Source organism: Actinomadura craniellae, from assembly GCF_003289645.1.
GTDB classification, from domain to species: Bacteria; Actinomycetota; Actinomycetes; order Streptosporangiales; family Streptosporangiaceae; genus Actinomadura_D; species Actinomadura_D craniellae.
This window is the reverse complement of sequence record NZ_QLYX01000014.1, coordinates 69,896-95,208: the sequence shown is the minus strand read 5'-3', so window position 1 is coordinate 95,208 and position 25,313 is coordinate 69,896. Positions and strand designations below refer to the sequence as shown.

Annotated in this window: 20 protein-coding genes and 1 pseudogene; 13 read left to right on the top strand and 8 right to left on the bottom strand. The window is 73.3% G+C overall.

The features are described from left to right. The first annotated feature begins 491 nt into the window (after positions 1–491). From DPM19_RS26150 to DPM19_RS26115, 9 genes are all read left to right on the top strand, one after another. Positions 492–1,310 carry an EI24 domain-containing protein gene (locus DPM19_RS26150; RefSeq protein ID WP_233510758.1) on the top strand — a complete coding sequence of 273 codons (819 nt, stop codon included), beginning with the start codon at positions 492–494 and terminating at the stop codon, positions 1,308–1,310. 93 nt (positions 1,311–1,403) lie between these two features. Next, positions 1,404–2,783: a hypothetical protein gene (locus DPM19_RS26145; protein ID WP_111870696.1), complete on the top strand. Its 1,380-nt coding sequence runs from the start codon at positions 1,404–1,406 to the stop codon at positions 2,781–2,783. A 134-nt stretch (positions 2,784–2,917) separates the two neighbouring features. Beyond that, positions 2,918–4,705 (top strand): putative sodium/potassium/calcium exchanger, encoded by a 1,788-nt coding sequence (locus tag DPM19_RS26140; protein ID WP_146778993.1) that lies wholly within the window; start codon positions 2,918–2,920, stop codon positions 4,703–4,705. An 84-nt stretch (positions 4,706–4,789) separates the two neighbouring features. Continuing rightward, positions 4,790–6,994: an acyl-CoA dehydrogenase gene (locus tag DPM19_RS26135; RefSeq protein WP_111870694.1), complete on the top strand. Its 2,205-nt coding sequence runs from the start codon at positions 4,790–4,792 to the stop codon at positions 6,992–6,994. Between the two features lie 63 nt (positions 6,995–7,057). Further along, on the top strand, positions 7,058–8,743 hold the full coding sequence (locus DPM19_RS26130) for a hypothetical protein (RefSeq protein ID WP_111870693.1): 1,686 nt from the start codon (positions 7,058–7,060) through the stop codon (positions 8,741–8,743). A 16-nt stretch (positions 8,744–8,759) separates the two neighbouring features. After that, positions 8,760–8,891, top strand: a complete 132-nt coding sequence (locus DPM19_RS36835) for a hypothetical protein (RefSeq protein WP_267900916.1) — start codon at positions 8,760–8,762, stop codon at positions 8,889–8,891. A 3-nt stretch (positions 8,892–8,894) separates the two neighbouring features. Then, positions 8,895–9,710: a glycosyltransferase gene (locus DPM19_RS26125; protein WP_111870692.1), complete on the top strand. Its 816-nt coding sequence runs from the start codon at positions 8,895–8,897 to the stop codon at positions 9,708–9,710. Continuing rightward, positions 9,707–11,017, top strand: coding sequence for a glycosyltransferase family 4 protein (locus tag DPM19_RS26120; protein WP_111870691.1), 1,311 nt, complete (start codon positions 9,707–9,709; stop codon positions 11,015–11,017). Before DPM19_RS26125 ends, DPM19_RS26120 begins: the two co-directional genes overlap by 4 nt. 113 nt (positions 11,018–11,130) lie before the next feature. Then, on the top strand, positions 11,131–15,486 hold the full coding sequence (locus DPM19_RS26115) for an alpha-(1->3)-arabinofuranosyltransferase domain-containing protein (protein WP_111870690.1): 4,356 nt from the start codon (positions 11,131–11,133) through the stop codon (positions 15,484–15,486). A gap of 175 nt (positions 15,487–15,661) precedes the next feature. On the opposite strand, the gene DPM19_RS26110 is transcribed toward DPM19_RS26115, so the two are convergent. After that, positions 15,662–16,327 carry a TetR/AcrR family transcriptional regulator gene (locus DPM19_RS26110; RefSeq protein ID WP_111870689.1) on the bottom strand — a complete coding sequence of 222 codons (666 nt, stop codon included), beginning with the start codon at positions 16,325–16,327 and terminating at the stop codon, positions 15,662–15,664. Between the two features lie 83 nt (positions 16,328–16,410). Between DPM19_RS26110 and DPM19_RS26105 the strand changes: the two genes are divergently transcribed. Both DPM19_RS26105 and DPM19_RS26100 read left to right on the top strand, forming a co-directional pair. Next, the gene (locus DPM19_RS26105) at positions 16,411–17,862 is read left to right on the top strand and encodes an MFS transporter (protein ID WP_199485288.1); all 1,452 of its coding nucleotides are present in this window, start codon (positions 16,411–16,413) and stop codon (positions 17,860–17,862) included. Positions 17,863–18,207: 345 nt separating this feature from the next. After that, on the top strand, positions 18,208–19,719 hold the full coding sequence (locus DPM19_RS26100; protein ID WP_158566894.1) for an RCC1 domain-containing protein: 1,512 nt from the start codon (positions 18,208–18,210) through the stop codon (positions 19,717–19,719). A 48-nt stretch (positions 19,720–19,767) separates the two neighbouring features. Here the strand turns inward: DPM19_RS26100 and DPM19_RS26095 are convergent, their stop codons facing one another. Together DPM19_RS26095 and DPM19_RS26090 are read right to left on the bottom strand one after the other, a co-directional pair. After that, positions 19,768–19,953 (bottom strand): hypothetical protein, encoded by a 186-nt coding sequence (locus tag DPM19_RS26095; protein WP_111870687.1) that lies wholly within the window; start codon positions 19,951–19,953, stop codon positions 19,768–19,770. Further along, the gene (locus DPM19_RS26090; RefSeq protein ID WP_111870686.1) at positions 19,950–20,390 is read right to left on the bottom strand and encodes an ATP-binding protein; all 441 of its coding nucleotides are present in this window, start codon (positions 20,388–20,390) and stop codon (positions 19,950–19,952) included. Before DPM19_RS26090 ends, DPM19_RS26095 begins: the two co-directional genes overlap by 4 nt. Positions 20,391–20,519: 129 nt before the next feature. On the opposite strand from DPM19_RS26090, the gene DPM19_RS26085 reads away from it, so the two are divergent. Together DPM19_RS26085 and DPM19_RS26080 are read left to right on the top strand one after the other, a co-directional pair. Continuing rightward, positions 20,520–21,335 carry a DUF5753 domain-containing protein gene (locus DPM19_RS26085; protein WP_111870685.1) on the top strand — a complete coding sequence of 272 codons (816 nt, stop codon included), beginning with the start codon at positions 20,520–20,522 and terminating at the stop codon, positions 21,333–21,335. A gap of 2 nt (positions 21,336–21,337) precedes the next feature. After that, positions 21,338–21,682: a DUF397 domain-containing protein gene (locus DPM19_RS26080; RefSeq protein WP_111870684.1), complete on the top strand. Its 345-nt coding sequence runs from the start codon at positions 21,338–21,340 to the stop codon at positions 21,680–21,682. Between the two features lie 119 nt (positions 21,683–21,801). Here the strand turns inward: DPM19_RS26080 and DPM19_RS26075 are convergent, their stop codons facing one another. From DPM19_RS26075 to DPM19_RS26060, 5 genes and pseudogenes are all read right to left on the bottom strand, one after another. Beyond that, a complete protein-coding gene (locus tag DPM19_RS26075; protein ID WP_111870683.1) occupies positions 21,802–22,977 on the bottom strand; it encodes a methyltransferase domain-containing protein in 1,176 nt (391 codons plus the stop codon). A 286-nt stretch (positions 22,978–23,263) separates the two neighbouring features. Beyond that, the gene (locus DPM19_RS26070; protein ID WP_233510771.1) at positions 23,264–23,923 is read right to left on the bottom strand and encodes a DUF5753 domain-containing protein; all 660 of its coding nucleotides are present in this window, start codon (positions 23,921–23,923) and stop codon (positions 23,264–23,266) included. Positions 23,924–23,935: 12 nt separating this feature from the next. Further along, a pseudogene (locus tag DPM19_RS36830) lies at positions 23,936–24,142 on the bottom strand (helix-turn-helix domain-containing protein); the annotation flags it as partial. Positions 24,143–24,157: 15 nt separating this feature from the next. Further along, positions 24,158–24,679 (bottom strand): DUF6879 family protein, encoded by a 522-nt coding sequence (locus DPM19_RS26065; RefSeq protein ID WP_111870681.1) that lies wholly within the window; start codon positions 24,677–24,679, stop codon positions 24,158–24,160. Further along, a complete protein-coding gene (locus DPM19_RS26060) occupies positions 24,657–24,884 on the bottom strand; it encodes a hypothetical protein (protein WP_111870680.1) in 228 nt (75 codons plus the stop codon). Before DPM19_RS26060 ends, DPM19_RS26065 begins: the two co-directional genes overlap by 23 nt. Between the last annotated feature and the right edge of the window lie 429 nt (positions 24,885–25,313).

Below are 25,313 nucleotides of genomic sequence, written 5' to 3'. Positions count from 1 at the left end.
GGCCCTTCGTGTGTTTCTGGGGGCTTCGGGGGGCGGCCTGGCGGTCTGGCGGCCGCTGCGTGGGGGTTGGCTGTCTGTGGCTTGGGTTCGGTGGTGTGGTTGCGCGTTGGCGCTTCCTGCTGGCCCTTCGTCCTTTTCCCGGGGGAGCCTTGGGTCTCCTGGGTGGCGGCCGGCAGTCGTCACGTGGGGGTTGCTGTCTGCGGCCTTGGGTTCGGGTCGGTGGGTTGTGGTTTTGGTGTTTCCTGCTGGCCCTTCGTGTGTTTCTGGGTGGCTCTGGGGTTCTGGTGGCCTGGTGGCTGCTGCGTGGTGGTTTCTGGCTTGGTTCTCTTCGCTTGTGCTGGGTGCTGGGTGCTGGGTGCTGGGTGCTGGGGGGCTTGTCTGCTGATGCGGGGGTGTTGTGTTTTGGTCCGCTGTTGTGGGTTTGTGCTGGGCTCGGGGGGTGCTTGGTGTTTGGGGGTGGGGGGTGGGGTGGGTGGGGTTAGGGTTTGGGCGTGGATGAGGTGCGGGTGGGTGGAGCCGGGGTCGTGGTTGGGCGGCGGCAGGGGTTGGGGGATCTGGTCGTTGGGGCCGGGTATCTGTTTCGGGGGATGGGGTGGGTGCGGAGGCATCCGCGGCAGTACTTCTTTGGGTTGGTTCCGGCGCTGATCACGTTGGTGGTGTACGTGGTGGGGCTGGTGGTTCTCGGGTTTCATGCTGGTGATTTGGCTGGGTGGTTGACGCCGTTCGCGGATGACTGGGCCGAGGGGGTGCGGCGGGTCGTTCGGGTGGTCACCGCGTTGGCCGTCTTCGGGGCTGGGGCCCTGTTGGCGGTTTTGACCTTCACCGCCATCACGTTGCTGATCGGGGATCCTTTCTACGAGAGCATTGCGGTTCGGGTGGAGGAGTCGCAGGGTGGGGCGCCGCCGGAGCCCGATGTGCCGCTGCTGGTGTCGATCGGGCGGGCGCTCAAGGACACGGTCGTGCTCGGGGTGGTGGCCCTGGGGTTTTCCGTCACTTTCTTTGTGTTCGGGTTCGTGCCGGTGGTCGGGCAGACGGTGGTACCGGTGGTCGCGGCGTGCGTGGCGGGGTACTTCCTGGCCGGTGAGCTGACCTCTGTGGCGTTGGAGCGGCGTGGGTTGCGGCGGCGTGATCGGTTCGCGCTGTTGAAGCAGAACCGGTTGCTGGTGGTGGGGTTCGGAGCGATGACGTTTGTTCTGTTCCTGGTTCCGCTGGGGGCCGTGCTGGTGATGCCGGGAGCGGTGGCCGGTGCCACGTTGCTCGCGCGGGAAAGGTTGGCGGGTGTGCCGCATATCACCGTGATGAAGGGGTGAACCGGCGGCGCGCGCCAAGGCGATAGGAATATGTGTCCTGAGTGTGATTACGGGCCCGTCCACACCCTGTGATCATCGCGTAGCCTGTGCCGCATGTCCGATCAGGGGGACTTCAGCGCACGCCGGAGAGCGCTGGAAGCCGACACCGACGAACAGCAGTCGAGCGACCTCGCCACCGGGCCGATACGGCAGGTGGGCGCGGTCGGCGAAGGGCCCGAGGAGGATCCCGAGCCGGGTACCGTCACCACCTACGAACCGCCGGACGATGACGCGTCCGCCGATGATGAGGCCGGGGTCGTCGACAGCGAGCCACCGAACCCTGCGGGGCGTACTGAATTCTCGGCGCCCGAATCGCCCGCGGCCTCCGGGGCGGAGCCCGCGTGGAACTCGCCCGCGGTCGAGTACGAGCCGGTGGCCGAGTACGACCCCGTGATCGCGTACGAACCCGACGAGGCCGCGGACGTTCCCGTGGCGGGCGCCTCGGCCCGGCTACGGGACGACGCCGGCCAGGGGGCCGAGAGCAGCACCGAAGGCGGTGAGTTCGACCGCTCGATCTTCGATAGTGAGGGGGAGGGCGACCCGCGCTACGCCCCGGTCTCGCCGTCGGGAACCGGGCCGAGCACGCCGCCCAAGCCGGGCACGCCGAGCAGCGGCAACTGGCGCATGCCCGAATGGATGAAGGACGGCGAGGACGGCGGGAGCGGCGAGTCGGCCGACCTCCTGGACCCCTACACGGAGAAGCGTTCGCGGCGCGGGCTGGTCATCGGGGTGGGGCTGCTCGTGGTCGCCCTGCTGGCCGCCGCCGCCGTCTACTTCCTCCGCCCGGGCAGCGGCTCCGCCGCCGCCGTCACCCCGACGCCCGAGGCGGTTCCGAGCCCGTCCCGGCCGGCCGTCCAGTTGCCGCCGGAGCAGCCGTTGCAGCGCTTCCCCGGACGGCCCAGCCCGGTGCTCGGCCGGCTCACCGACCCGCATTCGGGGCTGGCCTACCCCCGGCTGGGGGCGCCCTGGCAGATCCCGAACAAGCAGAACCAGCTGGGGCAGACCGGCTGGTCCGGTCAGCAGATCGTCGTCACCGAGAGGCGGCGCGGCGGCCTGTGGTACGGCCAGCTGCTGACAGGGCTGATGGGTCCCGCCGAACTCAGCAGCACCGGATACCGGGGCCCGCACGACCTGCAGACCGCCACCGCGCTGTACGCGCGGAGCATCGAGGCCCGCGAGTACGCCTTCCCGCACCGCACCCGGCCGCTGGCCTCCCAGGCCCTCTCGGTGGGCGGGCGGCAGGGCTGGCTGGTCGCCTCCTACCTCAACTACCAGCGCCCGGGGGTCCGGGCCACCGGTGAGGTCATGGTGGTGGCGGTGATCGACACGGGGCGTGCGGCCCCGTCCGTACTGTTCTTGTCCCTCCCGAACACGCATCGGCGGCTTTGGCCTGACATCAACCAGTTCATTGCCGGGTTGACCCCGCTCCGATGACCTCTGCGCCACCGGTGCCATCGGACGGGCGGAATGACCGTGCGCGGCGACAATGGGGCCTGTGGGCAATCTGTTTCCACTGTGTTATCGGTGGCCTGTAGGTCCCATTGGTGTGCTTCACATAATCTGCCGTCGTGTCCGAGTTCGAGGAACCCACTAACTGGCGTTACATTCCGCCCGACGAGGTGCCCACCGGGCCGCTCCCGGTCATCACCGAGGAGATGACCTTCGCGGGCCTGGCCGACCCGTCCGTGCAGGACGGGTGGGGCGAGCCTGATCCGGAGGACCTCGCCGGAGCGGAACGTCCCGACGCCTTCGAAAGAGCCGCCGAGGAACTGTTCGCGGACGCCCCGGAGGACCTGGCCGAAACAGCGGCCACCACCGGAACCGCGGACGCCACCAGCCCGGCGGAGGACGCGCCGGACCCGGCTGAGGCCGAGGACACGTCGGCCCGCGCGGGAAGTGAGCCGGACGAAGGCGCCGAACCCGAGCAGGCCGAAGTCGCCCAGGAGAGCGAGGAGAGCGCGCCCGAGGCGAGCGAGAGCGCTCCGGGCGAGGACGAGGACCGGCCGGCGGAGAGCGGCTCCGGACAGCGCGAGATCGCCGGCGGGTCCGAGGAGGGCCGGCCGGGCGAGGTCGCTCAGGAGGACGACGGGAGTGACCCCGAGGCGAGCGGGAGCGCTCGAAGCGGCGACGCGGGCCGGCCGGGCGAGATCGCTCAGGAGGACGCCGGGAGCGACCCCGAGGCGAGCGAGAGCGTTCCGGGCGAGGACGAGGACCGGCCGGCGGAGAGCGGCTCCGGACAGCACGAGATCGCCGGCGGGTCCGAGGAGGGCCGGCCGGGCGAGGCTGCTCAGGAGGACGCCGGGAGCGACCCCGAGGCGAGCGAGAGCGTTCCGGGCGAGGACGAGGACCGGCCGGCGGAGGACGGCTCCGAGCAGGACGGAATCGCCGCCGGTGGTGCCGCGCGAACCGGGACCTCTCGGGAGGACGACGAGGAGGACCGCCCGGGAGAGACCGTCGGCGTGGACGACGGGAGCGGTCCCGAGACGGGCGAGGCGGCCCGAGGCGACGACGAGGACCGGCCGGAAGGGGTCGTGAGCCTGCGCAAGAGCGGCAAGGCGGCGGGAGACCGCACGCAGGCACTGCCACGGACTGACCGGACCGGCCGTCCGGCGCCGCCGGCCCGACGGCCCCGGGTCGGCTGGGTCAGGGACCGGAGCATCGTGGTGGCCGCGGGGGTGGCCACCGGGGTGATGCTCGTGGGAGTCGCGGTCTCGCTGGTGGGCGCGCGCGGCGACACGGCCGGCGGCACACCCGACGCCGCGGGAGCGGAGCCGCCCCCGCCGACGGCGGCGGCGACCCGGGAACCCGCCCCGGCCCCGGTGCCGCTGGTGACCCGGGCTCCGGACGAGCGGCCGCTGCCGGTCTTCCGCGGGCGCGCCAGTCCGGTGCGGAGCCGCGCGAGCACCGGTGGGCTGTCGTATCCGGTGCTCGGCGGGCGCTGGGCGCTGGGCCCGGATCCGCGGGGGGTGACGGCGGCGTTCAAGCCCGTTCCCCGGACGGTGGTCCGCGCGGGCAGCGTGACCCGGGGCTGGGCCGAGTACTTCCTGGTGCCGCTGCCGGCCGCGCTGGGCCGCGACGTCACCGGCGACACGCCGGGCGCGCTGGCCCGCCAGGTGGTCCGGTCGCGTTACCCGGGCCGGCCGGCGCTGTCGCAGTTCGCCCGCGAGCGGCTGGACGGCCCGGTCACCGGCTGGGTGGGCGCCTTCCGGGTGCGCAGCGGCCCGGTCAGGGGCGAGACGGTCGTGGTCGCGGTGGTCGAACGTTCCCGCCGCCCGATGGTCCTCTACATGACGGTGCCGACCCCGCAGCGCTCCGTGCTGCCCGACGTCCACCGGCTGCTGGAGGGGTTGCGCTGAGGACGCCGCGGACACTGCGGACTTCGCCGGAGAACTGAATCAGATTCTAATAAGCTACTCCTTACTTCTGGCGAAGGGGTGAGGATGGCGATCGGACTGACCGAAGAGCACGAGGCGCTGGCCGAGTCCGTACGCGGGCTCGCCGACCGGCACGTCACGGCGGCGTTCGTCCGCGAGACGGTGGCGGCCGCGGAGCGGGGAGCGCCGCCGCCCGCCGTGCCGTACTGGTCCGCGCTGGCCGGGCAGGGGTTGCTCGGGCTGCACCTGCCCGAGAAGTACGGCGGGCAGGGCTTCGGCCTGGTCGAGCAGGCGATCGCCCTGGAACAGCTGGGTCGCTTCCCGGCGCCGGGCCCCTACCTGACCACGGTGCTGGCGAGCGCGGCCGTCGCCATGCTGGGCGACGAGAGCGGCCGGGCCGAACTGCTGCCCGGCCTGGCCGACGGCTCCCTGACCGCGGCGGCGGCCCTGTCCCAGGGGTACGCCGAGGGCCTCACCGGCCGCGAGACCGGCACCGGCGGCCTGGTGGTCGACGGTACGGTGGCGCCGGTGCTCTGCGCCGGCGCCACCGACCTGCTGCTGCTCCCGGTGACCACCGGCGCCGGTGAGTGCTGGGTGCTCGTGGACCGGGCGGAGACCGAACCGCTGGAGGCGCTGGACCTCACCCGCCCCGTCGCGGCCGTCACGCTCACCGCCGCCGAGGTCCCGGCGAGCCGGGTGCTGGACGGGGACGTCCGGGCCCTGGCCGCCGTGCTGCTGGGCGCCGAAGCCTGCGGCGTGGCCGGCCGGACCCTGGACGACGCCGTCGGCTACGCCCGGCTGCGCGAGCAGTTCGGCCGCCCGATCGGCCAGTTCCAGGGCGTCAAGCACAGGTGCGCTCGGATGCTCATCGCCGTCGAGCAGGCCCGCGCCGCCGTCTGGGACGCCGCCCGCGCGATCGACGCCGCAGAGCCCGCCGACCAGCGCACCTTCGCCGTCGCGGTGGCCGCGATCGCCGCCCCCGACGCCGCCGTCCGGTGCGCCGAGGGCAACATCCAGGTGCACGGCGGCATCGGATACACCTTCGAGCACGACGCGCACCTGTACTACCGCCGGGCGCTCACCCTGCGCGCCCTGCTCGGCGCGCCGAGCGACCTGCGCGGCCCGGTGGCCGACCTGGCGCTGGCCGGCCTGCGCCGGCCGATGGAGATCGAACTGGGCGAGGACGCCGCGGAACTGCGCGCCGCCGTCCGCACCGAGGTCGCCGGGCTCGCCGCGCTGGACGGCGTCGCGCAGCGCGCGGCGATGGCCGAGGGCGGCTGGGTCACCCCGCACCTGCCGCGGCCGTGGGGCAGGGACGCCCGGCCGGTCGAGCAGATCGTCATCCGGCAGGAACTGCAGCGGGCCGGGGTCCACCCGGTACCGCTGCTGATCGGTGCCTGGGTGGTGCCGTCGCTGGTCCAGTACGGCTCCCCGGAACAGCAGGAGCGCTTCCTGCCGCCGACCCTGCGCGGCGAGATCCTCTGGTGCCAGCTGTTCAGCGAGCCCGGTGCCGGCTCGGACCTGGCCGCGCTGTCCACCCGGGCCGAGCAGGTCGAGGGCGGCTGGCGGATCACCGGCCAGAAGATCTGGAACTCGCTGGCCCGCGAGGCGCAGTGGGGGATCTGCATCGCCCGTACCGATCCCGACCGGCCCAAGCACGACGGCATCACCTACTTCCTGGTGGACATGGCGTCCGCGGGGATCGACGTCCGGCCGCTGCGCGAGGCGACCGGCGACGCGATGTTCAACGAGGTCTTCCTGGACGGCGTCTTCGTGCCGGACGACCAGGTGGTGGGCCCGGTGAACGCGGGCTGGCGGGTGACCCGCAACACCCTCGCCAACGAGCGGGTCGGGCTGACCAGCTCGTTCCAGCTCGGCGCCGACGTGCCGCGGCTGGCCGAGATGCTCCGCGGGCTGGGCCTGTGCGGGGACCCGCTCACCCGGGACGGGCTGGGCCGGCTGGCCGCGGACGAGCACACGTTCAACCTGCTCGGCCTGCGCGCCACCCTCAAGCAGCTGTCGGGCACCGATCCGGGCGCCACCGCCAACGTGCGCAAGCTGGTCGCGATGGAGCACGGCCAGCAGGTCACCGAGTTCGGTTTCGCGCTGCTGGCCGAGCGGGGCGCCCTCACCGGCGACGCCCGGTCGGAGCTGTCCCGCAGGTGGACCAGGTACCTGCTGGCCTCCCGGGCGATGACGATCGGCGGGGGCACCACCGAGGTCAACCTGAACGTGATCGGTGAGCGGATCCTGGGGCTGCCGCGCGACTAGCGACATTTCGGGCATCATGGCGTGCTGCGCGTGCCCCCCTTCGCACGTGCCCGAGGAGCCCGGATGAGCGGACGCGCACGACCTGCCCGGGAGCACGCCCCGGCCGCGGCCACCGGCCTGCTGCTGGGGTTGCTGGCGCTCGGCCCGGGGCTGGCGCCGGGGTTCGTGCTGAGCTACGACATGGTGTTCGCGCCCGACCCGGCGTTCACCCGGATGACCTTCGGGCTGACCGGCACCCTGCCGCGGCACGTGCCGAGCGACGCGTTCGTCACCGCGCTGGCCACGGTGCTGCCGGCCGCCCTGGTGCAGAAGCTCGTGCTGCTGGCGATCTTCGTGCTGGCGTGCACCGCGGCGGCGTCCCTGGTGCCGTCGCGGCGGCTGCTCCCGCGGCTGGCCGCCGGGGCCTGCTACGCGTGGAACCCGTTCGTCGCCGAGCGGCTGCTGCTGGGCCACTGGGCCCTGCTGCTGGGATATGCGGCGCTGCCGTGGGTGGTCGCGGCGGCGGCCCGGCGGGACTCCCGGCGGCTGATCCTGGCCCTGCTGCCCGCCGCGGTCGGTGGTTTCGCGGCGATGACGGTCTCCGCGCTGGCCGTGCTGGCGGTGACGGCGGCGTCCGGTCCGGAGCGCGGCCGGGCGCTGCTGCGCGCCGCCGGCCCGCTGCTGGTGCTGAGCCTGCCGTGGCTGGTGACCGGGGTGCTGCGGCCGGCCGGGATGCCCGGCGACACCGCGGCGGTGGGGGCGTTCGCGGCCCGCGCCGACACCCCGTTCGGCGCGCTCGGCAGCCTGCTGCTGCTGGGCGGGGCGTGGAACCGGGAGACCGTCCCCGCCGGGTACGGCGCCCCGCTCACCGCCGCGGTCTGGCTGCTGGTGGTGCTGGGCGCGCTGGCGGCGTACACCCGGTGGTGCCGGACGGAGTGGGCGGGCGGCCTGGCCCTGGCCGCGGCGGCCGGGTTCGGCTGCGCGGCGGCCGGGGCGGTGGCGGCGGGTCCGCTGCGGGCCGCGATCGGCCTGTGGCCGGGGTTCGCGGTGCTGCGCGACGGGCAGCAGTACGCCGCCCCCCTCGCCGTGGTGGTCGCCGTCGGCCTGGGGCTGGCGGTGGACCGGCTGCTCGCCCCCCGGCCGGACGCGGCGGGCGCGGCGCTGGGGATCTTCGCCGTGCTCGCCCCGGTGGTGCTCCTGCCGGGCCTGGCCTGGGGCGCCGGGGGACGGCTGCGCGCCGTGGACTACCCCGGCGACTGGGTGCGGGCGCGGGCCGCGGTGGCCGCCGATCCCGTGCGGGGGGACATCCTGGTGCTGCCCTGGGCCACGCACCGCTCCTATCCCTGGAACGGCGGGCGCCGGAGCCTGGACGCGGCCCCCCGGTACTTCGACCGCAGGGTGGTCATCAGCGATGCGGTGGCGGTCGGCGGCACGGTGATCCCCGCCGAGGATCCGCGGGCGCGCCGGCTCGATCCGCTGATCCGCTCGGACGGCCCGCTCGCCGTCCCGCTGGCGCGGGAGGGCGTTCGTTACGTTTTCATCGACGCTCGCGACCAAGCGTTTGATCGGCTACGGCAGCGGCTGGACGGGGCCGAAAAGCTGGTGGACGGCCCCACCGCCACGCTCTACCGGCTTAATGGAACGTTTTCGGTAGAAGAGGGTGGTGTTCCAGGGTGGCTGGTTGTTATCACATGGTTTGCCGTGATAGCCGCAATCGTCTGGTCTTTCCGAAGATCCATAGTTACCCTGATCACACTTACCCCCCGGTAGCGGAAGGCCCACCCCCATGCGCATTGCCGTCGCCGCACTGACCGGCATCCTGCTGGCAGTCCTGTTGTCCGTCGGTGTCGTCCAGCTGTCCGCCGCCTCCCAGGAGGACCCGGTCATCAAGCCGCTCTACAACTACGGCACCCGGTGACCAGTGCCCTCCCCTGGGCACCCGGCCGACAGTCCCGCGGCTCTGCTGGAGGTGGTCGTCCCGGCCTACAACGAGGCCGGGCGGCTACCGACGGGGCTGTCGCTGCTCTGTGACAAGCTGCTGGCGCTCGACCTCCCGGCGACCGTGCTGGTGGTCGACAACGGCAGCACCGACGCGACCGCGGACATCGTCCGCCGCTGGTCCGGGCCCGTCCCCGTCCGCCTGCTGCACTGCGCCCGGCGCGGCAAGGGCGCGGCGGTCCGGCACGGCCTGCTGGCCACCCGGGCCTCCTACGTCGGGTTCTGCGACGCCGACATGGCGACCGGGCTCGACGCGCTCGACCGGGCACTGGGCCTGCTCTCCGGCGGCCACCCGGTGGTGGTCGGCTCCCGCCGGCACCCCGACTCGGACGTCGAGGACCACAGCAGCCTGCTGCGCAAGGTCGGGGCGCTGGCCTTCAACCGGGCGGTCCGCGACATCGGCGGCGGGATCGCCGACACCCAGTGCGGCTTCAAGTTCTTCCTCGGGCCGCTGGTCCGGGCCGCCGCCGCCGACCTGCGGACCGCCGGGTTCGCCTTCGACGCCGAACTGCTGATGCACTGCGTCCGCCGGGGCGCGGACGTCACCGCCATCCCGGTGGTGTGGCGGGACATGCCCGGCACCACCTTCTCGCTGCGCCGGCACTCGGGGGCCGTGCTGCGGGAACTGTCCGAGATCAGGATGATGCACCGGCGCGGGCCGGTGCGTCCCGCCACCCTGCCCGCACCCGCGCCCGTCGCGGCGCCCGCCCTGGCCGAGACCCAGACCGGTCCCGTATGACCCTGCGGCTGGCGATCGTCAACTGGCGCGACCCGTGGCACCCCGCCGCCGGCGGGGCGGAACGCTACGCCTGGGAACTGGCCCGCCGGCTGGCCGGGCGCGGCGCCCGGGTCCGCTACGTGACGTGCCGGGCTCCCGGCCAGGCCCGCCGGGAGCGGGTGGAAGGTGTGGAGTTCGTCCGGATGGGCGGGCGGTTCACCGTCTACCCGCTGGTCCTGCTCTGGACGCTGTTCCACCGGCGGAGCGTGGACGCGGTGATCGACTGCCAGAACGGCATCCCGTTCTTCACCCCCTGGGCGCTGCCCCGCCGGGTGCCCGTGCTGTGCGCGGTCTTCCACGTCCACGACGAGCAGTTCGGCCTGTACTTCCCCGGCTGGCTGGCCCGGGTGGGCCGGACGCTGGAGGGCCCGGTCGCGCGGTGGACCTACCGGCGGCACGCCTGCACCGCGATCTCGCTGACCACCCGGGCGGCGCTGCGGGAACGGCTGGGCTGGACCGGCCCGATCTACATCGTCCCGGTCGGGGTGGACGTCCCCGCGGCGCCCGAGCCGGTACCCGAGCCGGAGGGCGGCCCGGAACTGGTCTGCGTCACCCGGCTGGTACCGCACAAGCGGGTGGACCTGCTGCTGGACCTGGCCGACCGGCTGCGCGCCCGGTGGCCGGACCTGCGGGTGCGCGTGATCGGCCGCGGCCCGGAGGGCGACCGCCTGGCCAAGGAGGTCGCCGCCCGGGGCCTCGGCGACGTGGTCGTGCTGCACGGGTTCGTCCCCGAGGACGAGAAGACCGCCCTGCTCGCCCGGGCCGACCTGCACCTGAGCACCTCGCGCGGCGAGGGCTGGGGGCTGTCGGTGGCCGAGGCGGCGGCGCTCGGCGTGCCGTCGGTCGCCTACGACGTGGAAGGGCTGCGGGACGCGGTCCGCGACGGGGTCACCGGCTGGCTGGTGCCCGCGGGCGGCGAACTCGCCGAGGTGGTCGAGCGGGCGCTGGCGGAACTGGCCGACCCCGGCTGCCGGGCCGCGCTGGCCGGCGCCTGCCGCCGCTGGGCGGCCGAGTTCGACTGGGACCGCACGGCCGACCGGATGGCCGAACTGCTGGAAGCCTCGGTGCGCGCGGGATCCGCCGCCACCGGGGATGACGACGCGCACGTCGTCTCCGGGTACGGTGGCCCGCAGCCGCGCGTCGTGGAGGGCCCCGTCCGGGACGAGATCTTCCGCGAGCCCGGCGCGGCGGCCACGGCCCGCCCCGCCACCCCCTTGGAGCGGCTGCTCGGCCGCCCCGGCGACGGCTGGAGCGACAAGCACGGCTGAGCCGAGGGCGCGAGGGAGCGAGGGGAAGCGGCGACAAGCACGACTGAGCCGAGGGCGCGCGACCGCGGCGGCCGGCGGGGCTCCGACACGACCGGACGAGGAGGCGGTGGGCGGTGACGGCGATCAGGACCCGGGCCGACGCGCTGGCCGCCCGGCTCGCCCGCGCCGACGACCCCGAGCCCCGCGACGACATCGACGTCCGGTTGCGGCAGCGGTTCCGCACCGCGCTGTGCTGCCTGGCCCTGGTCGTGCTGGTCACCTCGACCCGGCCGGGCCGGGTGCTGGCCGACACCAAGATCGACATGGCGGTGAACCCGCTCGGCTTCCTGGGCCGGGCGCTGCACCTGTGGGACGTCCAGCACTTCGGGCAGTTGCAGAACCAGGCCGCGGGCTACTTCTTCCCGATGGGCCCCTTCTACTCCGCCGGCAACCTGCTCGGCCTGCCCGAGTGGATCACCCAGCGGCTGTGGCTGTCGACCCTGCTCTGCCTGGCCTTCCTGGGCACCGTCCGGCTGGCCGAGCGGCTGGGCATCGGCGGGCCCGCCACCCGGCTGTTCGGCGGCATGGCGTACGCGCTCGGCCCGCACGGGCTGTCGGCGCTGGGCCAGAACTCCTGGGAGTACCTGCCGCTGGCGATGCTGCCGTGGATCGTCCTGCCGCTGGTCACCGCGGCCGGGGGCGGCGGGCTGATCCGGGCCGCCGCCCGGTCCGGGGTGGCGGTGGCGCTGTGCGGCGGGATCAACGCCACGGCCACCGTCGCGGTGCTCGTGGTGCCGTTCCTCTACATCGTCACCCGGCCTCGCCCGCTGCCCCGGCTGCGGTTGCTGTGCTACTGGTCGGCGGCGGTGGGCTGCGCGGTGGCCTGGTGGCTGGTGCCGCTGCTGCTGACCGGCCGGTTCGGCTTCTCCTGGCTGGGCTACACGGAGCAGGCCGAGGTCACGGCCAAGACCACCGGGCTGATCGACGTCCTGCGCGGCGCCGCGCGGTGGATCAACTACCTGGACGCCACGTCCCTGCCGGTCGGGCACGCGCTGTCGCTGCAGGGCTGGCTGATCCTGGCCACCGCCGCCCTCGCGGCGCTGGGCGTGGCCGGGCTGGTGAGCAGGGGGCTGCCGGACCGGACGTTCCTGGTGCTCACCGCCGTCACCGGGCTGGCGATCATCGCGACCGGGCACACCAGCGTGATCGAGGGCCCGCTCGCCGCACCGGCCCGGGACCTGCTCGACGGCCCGCTGGCCCCGCTGCGCAACCTGCACAAGTTCGACGGGCTGGTCCGGCTGCCGCTGGCGCTGGGCCTGATCCACCTGCTGGCGACGGCGCGCGCCCCCCGGCCCCGGCTGCGGCTGGTCGCGGTCACCACGGCGGCGCTGGCGGCGATCACCACTCCCGCGCTGGGCAACGGGCTGGCCGGGCCGGGCGACTTCCCGGCGGTCCCGCAGCACTGGCGGGACGCGGCGAACTGGCTGAACGGCCGGGCCGGCGAGCAGGCGGTGCTCGCGCTGCCCGGCGCCCGGTTCGGCGAGTACACCTGGGGCCGGCCGATGGACGACATCATGCAGCCGCTGCTGCGCACCCGGTGGGGGGCGCGACTGCTCGTCCCGCAGGGCTCGCCCGGCTACGCGCGGATCGTGGACGCCATCGACCAGCGGGTGGCGGCCGGGCGCGGCTCGTCCGGGCTGACCCAGGTGCTGTCCCGGATGGGGGTGCGCTACCTGCTGGTCCGCAACGACCTGTCCCGCAACGACCTGCGCGGCGCCTGGCCGGCCCGGGTGCACGAGGCGCTGGACACCTCGCCCGGCATCCGCCGGGTGGCGACCTTCGGCGAGCTCACCGGCGGGGTCTGGGCGGACGAGGCCGTCGGCGCCTACGACCAGCAGTACCCGGCACTGGAGATCTACGAGGTCGACGACGCCGACGACGTGGTCGGCCTGCTGGACACCGCCGGTGCCATCCGGCTGCGCGGCGCCCCGGAGGCGCTGCTCGGGCTGGCCGACAACGGGCTGCTGCGCGGCCGTCCGGTGCTGTTCGGCGACGATGACCCCGCGGCCGGCGGCGAGCCGGTCACCTCCGACGCGCTGCGGCTGCGGCAGCGCAACCTGGGCGAGATCCGCAGCGGGATCTCGCCCACCCTGACCATCGACGCCCCGCCGTCGCAGGCGGCCGGGCTGGGCGCCGACCCGACCGAGCCGGGCTGGGAACGCGACCGCACGGTGGCGGTCTACGCGGGGGTGCGCGGCGTCACGGCCTCCTCCTCGGCGGCCGACCCCGACGCGCTTCCCGGGCTCGACGACCCCGGCGCGGCGCCGTACGCGGCGCTGGACGGCGACCCCCACAGCCAGTGGACCAGCGGCGGCTGGAACGGCGCGGTGGGCCAGTGGCTGCGGGTGGACTTCACCGCCCCCCTCGAACCACGGCAGATCACGGCCGCCTTCGTGCGGAACGACTTCCTCGGCCCCGCCCCGGCCCGGGTCGCCGTGGAGACCGCGGCGGGCACCGTCGAGCAGGACCTGCGGCCGGCCACGGGGCCGCAGCAGTTGCTGGCGCCGGCCGGGCGGACGGGCTGGCTGCGGATCCGGGTGGTGAAGCTGGCCCGGACGCCGGACACCCTGTTCACCTCCCGGGTGGCGATCTCGGAGCTGAAGATCCCCGGCGTCACGGCGACGCGCTACCTGCGCCCGCCCGTCCCGGTGGTGCAGGTCGCCGCGCCGCAGAGCGCCGCGCCCACGGGGGCGGGGTCGTACATGCTGAACCGGGCCGGCCCGGTCCGGCCCGACTGCATGCGCGGCCCGGTCCGCTGGGTCTGCTCCCCGGAGCTCGCCCGGGGCGAGGAGGAGGGGGCGATGTTCAACCGCCTCCTGCTGTCCGCGGCGCCGGGGCAGATCCTGCTGAGCGGTACCGCGGTGCTCACCGACCCGGCCGTGATCGAGCGGTTCGCCCGGCGGGACTCCTCGATCAGGGTCAGCGCGAGCTCGGCGTGGGTGCGGCACCCGGCCGGGCAGGCCCGGTCGGCCTTCGACGGTTCGCCGGCGACGACCTGGGTGGCGGGCGGCGACGACACCCGGCCCACCCTCACCATCGGCTGGGGCAGGGCCCGCACGGTCGACGCGGTCACCGTCCAGCGGCCGCCCGGGGCCCGCGCGCCCCTCCAGGTCACCGTGCGGGGGGCGGGCGGGGACGTCCGCGAGGGGCTGGTGGACGACAGCGGGGTGCTGCGGTTCCGGGCGATGCGGACCGACCGCCTGGTGCTGCGGTTCGAGTCGCGGCAGCGGCCGTTGCAGGTCAGCGAGGTGGTGATCCCCGGGGTGCGGCCGCTGGCCGCGACCGACTTCCAGCCGTACACCTCGGCGTGCGGCGCCGGGCCGGAGGTGACGGTCAACGGCATCCCGGTGGAGACCAGGGTCACCACGACGCTCGACGAGACGCTGGGCGGGCGGGCGGTGGGCTTCGCGGCGTGCCGTCCCGTCCGGCTGGCCGCGGGCGCGAACCGGTTGAGCGGCGGCGGGGCGTACCGGGTGGAGTCGGTCGTCCTCGACGCGGGGGGCCGGCTGTCGGGAGCCCAGGGCCGGGCGACGACCCCCGTGCGGGTGCGGTCCTGGGGGCAGGGCGAGCGGACGGTGCAGGTGGAGGCCGCCAACCGCGCGTACCTGGTGGTCAACGAGAACTTCAACGCGGGCTGGCGGGCGACCATCGGCGGCCGCGCGCTGACGCCGACCCGGCTGGACGGCTGGCGGCAGGCCTGGGTGGTGCCCGCGGGTACCCGCGGAGTGGTGACCCTGCGCTACGAGCCGGACGGCGTCTACCGGCCGGCGGTGTTCACCGGGCTGGCCCTGCTGGTGACGCTGCTGGTGCTGGCCTGCGCGCTGCCCGGCGGGCGCCGGACCGCCCCGCGGCCGCCGGGCGGGGCACCGGCCGCCCGCCGGGCGGGCCTGCTCCGCCGGCTGCCCGGCGGGACGTCACCGGTGCTCCGGGCGGACGCCGGTGGAGAGGGCGGCGGCCCGTCACCCGTGCGCCGGGCGGGCACTGGTGGCGGGGGCGGCGGCCCGTTCCGCCGGGCGCCCGGCAGGGCGTCGCCCCCGCGCTGGCTGGTGCCGCTGCCCGCGGCAGCCTTCGGGTACTGGGTGGCCGGGGCGCTCGGGCTGGTGGTGGCCGCCGAGGTGGCGGTGATGGTCTGCCTGGTCTTCGGGAGGGTGCTGTACCCCTTCCGGGTGCTGGCCTCGCCGTGGCTGCCGGCGGTCGCGCTGCTGCTGGGCGGGGTATCGGTGGCGGCCGGCACCTGGTTGTCCCTGAACGGTGGTTCGGACGGCGCGATCGACCTGTTCCGCGACACCGTCCCGCAGCTGCTGGGCCTGGTGGTGGCGGGCCGGCTGTTCGCGCAGCTCGCCGCGCCTTCGGGGCGCGCCCCCCTGGACGAGGTGCCGCGCGACCGGGTCGGGCGCTACCGGCCGCGCGAGACCCCGGCGCTCGACTGACGGCGCGTACGCCGGTCTCCTGGCCCGCACGGCCGGGAGGCCGGGCCGGAGCGTGCACTGGATGGCTCAGTGCTCCGGCGGACCCTGGTCACCGGGCCCGCCCGGCTGGAGCGTGTGGTATGACACCGTCCGCAAGCGCGCCGGCGCATCGTGGGCTCGTGCGCCTGGAGTGGGCTCAGCCGACCTGGGCGGGTGCCATGGCCCGGACTCCGGCCAGCAGGAGGTCCAGGCCGAAGGCGTAGTGGGTCTCCGGGTCGGGCTCGTCCGCCAGTGTCCGGGCGTAGGCGACCAGGGCCGGGTACCGGGCGGGGGACAGCGACTCCAGTTCCAGGCGGTGCAGGCGGCGGTGCTCGGCGGCGGCCTCGGTCGGCAGCCCGGTCGGGCCGCAGGGGTCGGCCACGACCAGCCCCATGACGCCGTTGAGCAGGTAGGTCGCGACCTGGAAGGCGCGTTCGGGGGAGAACCCGGCCTCGGCCAGGATGCGGAGCGCCAGGTCGGTGCCCCGCTGGAAGCTCTCGGCCTGCCGCTTGTCGACCTCCGCGGAGATCTCAGAGATCCAGGGGTGTCGCCGGGCTGTCCGGAGCAGCGCCTCGACCATCAGCCGTAGCCGGTGGTCCCAGGGTCCGGCGGGGTCGGCTGCGACGGCGACCTGGGCGAAGACCTCGTCGAAGAGGCCGATGAGCAGCAGTTCCTTGTTCTTGAAGTGCCAGTAGAGCGCCATGGGCGTGACGCCGAGTTCCTGGGCGAGTCGCCGGATGGTGACGGCCGGGAGCCCTTCGGTGTCGGCCAGTTCCAGCGCTCGTGCCAGGACCGTCGCTCGGGTCAGCTTCTCGGAGGCCACTTGACGACTATACGCCGTACATGATGCTATACGCCGTACATGTACAAGGTACAAGTACGCCGTATAGCAAGGAGAGGTCGCTCGTGAACGACTCCCGGCGGTGGGTGGCGCTGGTCGCCGTGGCGCTCGCCACCTTCATGACCTACCTGGACAACAACGTCGTCAACGTCGCGCTGCCGTCGATCCAGCGCGAACTCGGGCTCACCATCGCCGGCCTGGAATGGGTGGTCAGCGGCTACATCCTGGTCTTCGCCGGGCTGCTGCTGGTGGGCGGCCGGATCGCGGACGTCTTCGGCGTCCAGCGCGCCTTCTACCTGGGGTTGGGCATCTTCACGCTGGCCTCGGTGGCGGCGGGCCTGGCCGGCGGGCAGGAGACGCTGATCGCCGCGCGGGCCGTCCAGGGCCTGGGCGCCGCGTTGCTCGCCCCGGCCTCCCTGGCCATGCTGACCGCGCTGTTCCCCGACCCGCGCGAACGCGGGATGGCCGTCGGCATCTGGGGCGGGGTCGGCGCGCTGGCACTCGCCGTCGGGCCGTTCACCGGCGGGTACCTCAGCGAGCACGCGCACTGGGGCTGGATCTTCCTGATCAACGCGCCGATCGGCGCCGTCACCGCGGCGCTGGCGCTGTGGAGCGTCCGGCTGCCGGCCGGCGCCCGGCGGGGCTCCTGGCGGCGGCTCGACCCGGCGGGTCTGGCGGCCTCCTCCGTCGCCCTGTTCGCGCTGACCTTCGCGCTGATCGAGGGCGCCGGGCGGGGCTGGACGTCCGCCGCGATCCTGGGCGCCTTCGCGGTGGCCGCGCTGGCCGCGGCGGCCTTCGCGCTGATCGAGCGGCGGGTCGCCGACCCGGTGATCGACCTGTCGCCGTTCCGGGACCGGGTGTTCGGCGGCGGGCTGCTGACCATGGGCCTGTGGTCGTTCGGGGTGTTCGGCATCTACTTCTTCACCGCGCTCTACCTGCAGAACGCGCTGGGCTTCACGCCCACCGAGGCCGGGGCCGCGTTCGTCCCGATGGCCGTGCTCATGGCGGTCGTCGCGGTGCTGTCCAGCCGGATCACCGCGCTGCTCGGCGCGGCCGTCACCGTCGCCACCGGCATGGCGCTGATGGCCGTCGCGGTGGGCGCGATCTCCACCGTCGGGGCCGGTGACGGCTACACCGACCTGCTGCCCTGGTTCCTGCTCTTCGGGCTGGGCGGCGGCCTGCTGATCCCGCTCACCGACCTGGTCCTGGGCGCCCTTCCCCCCGCCCGGGCGGGCGTGGCCTCCGGCACCCTCAACGTGTCGCGCGAGGTGTTCGGCCTGCTCGGCATCACCGTGCTCGGCGCCATCCTGAACAGCCGCCAGGACGGCCACGTCCGCGACGGCCTCCCGCCGCTGGCGGCGTTCCTGGAGGCCTACCAGTCGACGCTGATCGTCGCCGCCGCGATCGTCGCCCTCGGCGTCCCGGTCAGCCTGTACGCCCTGCGCGGCATCCGGCCCGCCGCCACCGCCCAGCCGGCCGAGGAGCCCGCTCCGGCACTCGAACCCGTGGCGTCCTGAACCGCGCCGGATCCGTCGCCCGCCCCGGCATGACCGCCGGGGCGGGCGACGGCCTTCTCCGGCCGAAGGCCGGGGCCGTCTCCCGGGGCGAAGGGCGTCCCGGCCGGTCCGGACGGCGGGCGCGTGCCCCCTGCCCGGCCGGCGGCGGCAACCGGGTGGCAACCAGGCGCCGCTATCCAGGACCCAGGTCGGCGGCTCCTCATCAGGATGTCCCTTGTTCGGGCGAGTTGGCAGATGGGAGCAGGCCGGTCGTCACCGTGCCGGGCGGTATGCGGCGAACCACCGTCGCCGCCAACCCCGGGCCGCCCGGCACGGCCGTTCCCACGACGAGGAGAGGGCGATCGGATGTCTCGTTCCCGCTCACGCGCGCCCGGACGGTTGCGCGCCGCCCTGCTGGCCGTGGCGACGGCCATGACCGTACCGGCCGTGACGGCGGGTCCCGTCACGGCCGACCCGGTGCTGACGCACGCCGTGGCCTGGGGCGGCGGCTTCGACGGCGAGCTGGGCGACGGCGGCCAGTCCAACCGGACGGCGCCCGTGGCCGTGCTCGGGGAGTACCTGCACTTCGGCGAGGTCTCCGGAGGAAGCGACCACAGCCTGGCGATCGCCGCCGACGGCACGGTGTGGGCCTGGGGGGACAACAGTCACCACCAGCTGGGCCGTACCGGCGGGGGCAGCCCGATCCCGCTGCCGGTGACCGGGCCGACCGGTGCTGTCGACGTCGGCGGGGGATGGGAGTTCAGCACGGCGGTGGGCGCCGACGGCCGGGTGTGGACCTGGGGCAAGAACGAGAGCGCCGAACTCGGCCGGGGCGGCGTCGGCGGCCCGCAGGCGGCACCGCAGCGGGTCCCGGGGCTCGCGAACGTGGTGGACGTCGAAGCCGGTTCGAGGTTCGTCCTCGCCCTGCGCGGCGACGGCACGGTCTGGGGCTGGGGCGCCTCCCCGGTCGGCCAGCTGGGCCTGGGCTACGCGGTCCCGTGGGTGGGGTCGCCGGTGCAGGTGCCGGGGCTGCACGCCATCGTCGACATCGCCGCGGGCAACGGCCACGGCCTGGCGGTGCGCGCCGACGGCACGGTCTTCGCCTGGGGGTACGGGCAGTGGGGCCAGCTCGGCGACGGCATGAGCGGGAACCGGTTGTCGCCGACGCCGGTTCCCGGTCTCGGCGGCGTCCGGTCCGTCGCCGCCGGAGCCTTCCACAGCCTCGCGCTACGCCCCGACGGCACGGTGTGGAGCTGGGGGAACAACGACGGCGGCCAGCTCGGCAACGACACCTTCACCAGCCCCATCCGGACACCGGTGCACATGGTGGCGAGCGGCGTCGCCGAGATCGCGGCGGGCGACTTCTCCAGCCACCTCCGCCTCGCCGACGGCACGGTCCGGTCCTGCGGATACAACTACGACGGCCAGCTCGGCGACGGGACCACGACCAGGCGCGGCGTCCCGGTGCCGGTCCACGGGCTGACCCGGGTCCGGCAGATCGCCGCCGGGTCCAGCCACGTGCTCGCGGTCCAGGAGCCGGTGCGGCCGGAGCCGCCCCTCTCCTTCACGGTCGACGTGGAGCCCAACCACGTGACCCTGCCCGCCGGCGGCTCGGTCACCGTGGCCGTGACCGTCGCCGGAAGCACCGCGGGCAGGCCGGTGGCGCTGTCCGCGGGCAAGGGTCTGCCGCCGGGCGTCACCGCCGCCTTCGACCCGCCGGCGATCCAGCCGGGCCAGCCGGCACAGCTCACCCTGACCGCGGGCCCGCAGACCGTCCCGACCGACCCGCGCGTCGTCACGGTGCCCGTCCACGGCACCGCGGGCACCACCACGAAGTCGGCCGCCCTGGACCTGACGATCTCCAGCCCGGCCGGGTAGGCCGCGAGGGCCGCCCTCCCGCGAGCCGTCGCAGGAGGGCGGAGGTCCTCACGGGCGCCTTCTGGCGGCGCGGCGGCCGATCACCAGGGTGGCCGCCTTCCAGGTCCGCGCCGTGCGGGTGACGAGATCCGGAGCACCGGGCGGAGGCCGCCGGTCCCGGCCGGGGAGCCGGTCGAGGCCGTGCAGCCAGCGCTCGTAGTGGCCGCGGGGCTCACCGGGGCAGGGGGCGGTCATGCCCGGAGCCTGGCCCAGACCCACTTGCCGGTGGGGTCGCCCGGTTCGCAGCCGTACTGGCAGGCGAGGGCGGTGACGATGACCAGGCCGTGACCGCCGTTGTCGTCGTAGCGGGCGGGGTCCGGGTCCAGGGCCGCCAGGGCCGGTTCGGGCCGCGATCGCCGGACGGGCCGTGCGGTGCTGGGGTCCCAGACCGCGAGCAGGACGCCCGCGGCCTCGCGGTCCACCCGGATGCCGATCAGCCGTGCCGGTGCGGCGGTGATCGCGTTGGCGGCGAGTTCGCTGATCACCAGCAGGGCGTCGTCGAGGACGGGCCGGGGCGTGTCCCACTTGGTCAGGTGCACCTCGGTGAGGTCCCGGATGAGCCCGGCCGAGGAGGGAACGGCGAGCAGGCTCCTTTCGAGCCGATTCGTACCGGCTGGTCGTATCTGCGTCATTGCTGGCCATCACTTCGTCGAGGGTGGTTTGCGGGTTCGCCTGCCAGCCTGGACTGCCGCGATTACCCTCGGCCACAGGTTGTGCACTCCCCTTCGTGATCAAGCGCTCCGACCGGCAGGAGTCCTTTCATGAGCACCCCACCGATCGACCCGAAGTCCTCGGCCCGCGCGTTCTACGCCGTCCAACTACGACGGGTCCGCACCACGGCGAAAATGACGCAGCCGCAGGTCGGCGGCCTGCCCGAGGTGATGGTCTCGGGCAAGCTCATCGGCCACGTCGAGAACTGCTACCGGCTCCCGTCGCTCCGCCTCTCCAAAGGGCTCGACCGCGCCTTCGGCTACGAGGAATTCTTCGAGTCCATGTACACGGCCGTGATGCGCGAATCCGGCCTCCCGGCGGGTTTCTGGGAGTACATCGAGCTCGAAGCCCTCGCCAACATGATCAGGATGTATGACAACTTCCTGGTCAATGGCTTGCTCCAGACGCCGGACTATGCCCGGGAAGTGCTCCGGGCGGGCCAGAAGGACGACAAGCTTGAAGAGCTCATCAAGACTCGGTTGGCGCGGCAGGAGATCCTTCGGCGCGAAGATCCGCCATGGCTGGTGGCTCTGCTGGACGAGTCAGTGGTCCGGCGTACGGTGGGAGATCGTGCTGTGATGAAAGAGCAATTGGAACACCTGCTGCGGCTGGCGCAGGAACCTAACATCACCATCCATATCGTCCCTGACGGCGCACCGGTCTACCCCGAAGGGGCATTTCACATCCTGGGCTTCCGTAACGAACCTGATGTCGGTTATGTGGAGAGTGCTGGTGGGTGGGGGCGCGTCATCGAGCGCAGTGAAGAGGTCAGCGAGTTCGGAGTACTGTACGAAATGATCCGATCTGTGGCGCTGCCCGCTGCGGGCTCGGAGAGGTTCATCCGTACGGTCTTGGAAGGACTGTGAAGATGATCGACTTCCCTTCTGTGCACTGGCGCAAGTCCAGCCACAGCGGCGGTGCCTCAGGGCAATGCATCGAAGTGGCGCAACTCCCCAGGCGCTCTTGGCGCAAGTCCAGCCACAGTGGTGGTGAAGCCGGCCAGTGCATCGAGGTGGCTCAACTGCCCGAACGCGCCTGGCGCAAGAGCACCCGCAGCGGTGGCAACTCCGGTATGTGTGTCGAGGTCGCGGACCTGACCACGGTCATCGGTATCCGTGACAGCAAGAACCCTGACGCCGGTCACCTCTCCCTCACCACCGAAGCCTTCGCCGACCTGCTGACCCGCGTGAAGCGCAACGAACTGAGCCGTTGACGAGAGTCCCGGCAAGGCCGAGCGCATGGGTAGCGCCAGGAGGCTCACCGGCTGCTGACGCTCCGGCGGTCGGCTCGTTCGGTTCCGTTCGCCGTGACTGGCCGCCACCCGTCGGACGACTACCCGATCACTCGGGTGGGGTCGTCCAGCCATAGCCGCTCGCCGTCCGGGGCGACGGTGAGGCCGAACCGGTCGCGTGCCGGGCGTCCCCAGGAGACCCACCGGAGATAGGCGTTCTCCACCTCGTCCCAGAGACGGCGGGGGCCGTACTGCTCGACCAGGTAGCGCGGCACACCGGGCTCGTAGTCGACGCTCGCCCATGACCGGTCCCGGTCAGTGATGGCCTCCAGGAGCCAGAACGTCCACTCACCAGAGCCGTCCTCGGCTGCGCACATGCGCTTGCTCACGCCGGGGACCAGGGCTCCGATCACGAGGTCCGCGGCATAGGAGTCCCAGGCCACGGTGCGGGGGTCCAGGGACGTTTCGGTGCGTACCGCCTGCTCCTCGGTGCCACCGACGAACGCTCGTATCGGATCGTGGGAGACGCGCTGCGACCGCAGCATCATGTAGTTGGCGAAGTGGGGGAACGTGCCGATCGCGCGGCCGTCGCCGGTCACGGTGAGGCGGGCGAGTTGCCCGTTGCCGTACGCCGGGGTCCACGGGCAGACGATCACTCCGCCTGGCCGGGTCTGTTCCACCCATGCGTACGGCACCGAGGTCACGCCGCACGCGGCGTGCACCCGATCGTAAGGGCCGGCTTCCGGCCATCCCGCCGCACCGTTCCCGACGATCAGGTGGGGCGCGTACCCGGTCGCGGCGAGGTTGGCGGCGGCCTGTTCGGAGACCTGGGCGTCGATCTCGATCGAGGTCACCTGGTCGGCGCCGACCCGGTGCGACAGTAGGGCGGCCGTCCACCCGGTACCGGTGCCGATCTCCAGCACCCGGTCGTCGTCGCGGAGGGCGAGCGCATGAAGGAAGTTCATGACGGTGCCCGGAGCGCTGCACGACGAGGTGTAGGTTCCCGCGTGGGTGGGATCCGATCTCCCGTCGTCGATCTGAGTGATGATCGCGGTGTCGGAGTACACCGCGTCCCACCACGCGGCAGGGCTCACGGCACGGTCGATCAAGTGATCGGGCTCGTCGCTATCGGGCATCGCCCAGGCACGGATCGGGGCGAACAGGTGCCGGGGGACCGCGTTCAACGCCGCCCGCCAGGCCGGATCGAGCAGGTCGCCCTGCTCGGCGAGTAGATCGCACAGGCCGTTGATCTGCTCGCCGATGTTCGGTCGGGTCACGAGGGGTTCTTCCCGTCGCCCTTATTGCCGCCGCCGTCGCCGCCGCCACCGCGCCGTCCGCCCTGGGGGTTGGAACCGTCTCCGCCTTTGGGAGTGTCCTTGGGGTTGCCGCTGTCGCCGTGCCTGCCCATCGTCTGCTCCTTTCGCCGAGTTCAGGGTGACGCTAAGCGACAGGGCGGTGGCCGGGCCATGAGCTTGCGGGGACTTGCGTAACAGGTTCAGGGCGATCCAGATGAATTCGGTCCGTGTCGGTCCGCTCGCAGCGCCACCCCGGACATCAGCACCGTCAGTCGGCCGGTTCGGCCTGATCCGTCTCGTGAAGGTGGGAGCGTGCAGCGCCGATCAGGGCTCGGGCCCGCCGTCCGTAAACCGCCATGGCGGACAGTTCGGTGAACGTCCGGGCGTATTCCGTCACCTCGCGTGGCTGGCTGATCGTGAGATAGCCGGACACCAGTTCGACGTTCACCCGCTCGTCATCGAAGATCCAGAACCCTTCCACCGGCCACCGGCCGCGTTCGGGGCCCATGGGCACGATGCCAAGGCTCACCGAAGGCAGGAACGACGCGGTGACCAGGTGGTCGAGTTGCCCAACCATCGCTGCGGCGTCACAGACGCTTGTCCGCAGGACGGACTCCTCGACCAGCAGAGCGAACCGGCGGCCTCCCTCGTACAGGACACGTTGGCGTTCCATCCGGGACGCCACGGCGGCCTCCACGTCGTCGGGCAACTGCGCCTGCCGCCTGATGGAGTGCAGCACCGCCGCCGTGTACGCGCGGGTCTGCAGCAGGCCCGGCACCAGCCAGGAGGAGTAGGCGCGGAACCGGGTCGTCCGCTCGTACAGCGGCAACCGGGACTCCTGCTGGTGACGCAGTCCCGACCGTTCCAGCCGCCGCCATTCGACGTACATCGAGTCGACGGCACGCAGCGCGGCTATCAGGTCAGGCACCTGGTCATCCGCACCACATGCCGTGCACCACGACCGGATGTCCTCCTGCGAGGGCACCTTGCGGCCGTGTTCGATCCGAGAGCATTTCGATTCATGCCAGCCGCAGAACCGTGCCACCTGTCGCGCGGTCAGGCCCGCGTCGAGCCGGATCTCTCGCAACCGTCCGGCGAGGGCCTGCCGGGCCTGCTGGACGCTGGACGACGGTGATGGGGAGGGCACAAGGGCATTCTCGTGTCAGGCCGAGCAGTAATCCGCATGCGGGATGCCGCGTTGCCAGACCGAGCGGAAGGCCGTGGCGCAGAGTTCGACGGTCGCCGGGTCCTCGGTGGTCTCGGCGCTGGTGGGGCGGCCGTCGCCGTCGAAGTGGTTGAACAGGACCAGCCGGTCGTCGATCAGCCAGAAGTCGTTGCCGGGAAGCGCTAGGTCGGACGTCCGTCGGCGGGGGAGCCAGCGCAGTGCTTCTCCTGCCGCGACGTTGGTGAAGGCGTGCGAGCGTGAGTAACGGATGTACTCGCTGAGTGGTTCGGAGACGATGCGGGCCCGCCGGACGTCGACGCCGCGGGCGACCGTGGCGGCGATTAGGTCCAGCCAGGGCCGCCACCACGCGGCGCGGTCGGCCGGGTCGTAGCGGTGCCCGTCCCGCCAGGCCGCGATCCGCTCCTGCTCGGAATCGACCGTGTAGACGTCGCGCATCTCCAGATGGACGGCCGACACGGTCGCGGAGGCCAGCAGCTCACCGTGGCTCGGGACCGCCACCGCTCACCTCCGGGAAGAAGCCCATCATGCGTGCCGGGAACCGGATCACGGTCTCGTGCGGCGGGACCTCCCCGACCTCGGCCATCTCGACATCCGACAGCCGCCATCCCTGCAGGACGTAGTCGCCGCTGACCGGGTCACGCCAGACCGTGGGCGAGTGGCCGTCGTCGGATTCGGGATCCCTGCCGAGGAACTCCAGGGCCATGGAATACACCTCTCAGTAGCGGACTCCTGCCGCCGACTCTGCGACGGGACCGATCGGCAGGTCAACGAGTGTGCCGAAGTTTGCACTGAGACCCGGCCTCCGCGGACGAGCGGGAGGCACCTGGGCGCCCTGGCCGGCCGTGGCGCCAGCCCCAAGTGCGGGGAGCCTTGCGTGGGCGCGGCGGCTCCGGCCCACCCGTGCGTCAACGGCGGCGACCGTGGCCGGAACCGCGACGATCATCGAGATTCGGTTACCGCATGGAACCGACGCCGCGGACATCTCGAACCCGGTCTTTTTTGGTTTGGTGACAAGTCTGAGCGGCACTGCGGTCAGCTGGGTTCACACCCTGCCGCCCTTGTCGCATTCGTGTAGTTCAGGGCGCATTTTGGGGTATCGAGTCCGGGTTGTCTGTGACGTCGATTACTCCTA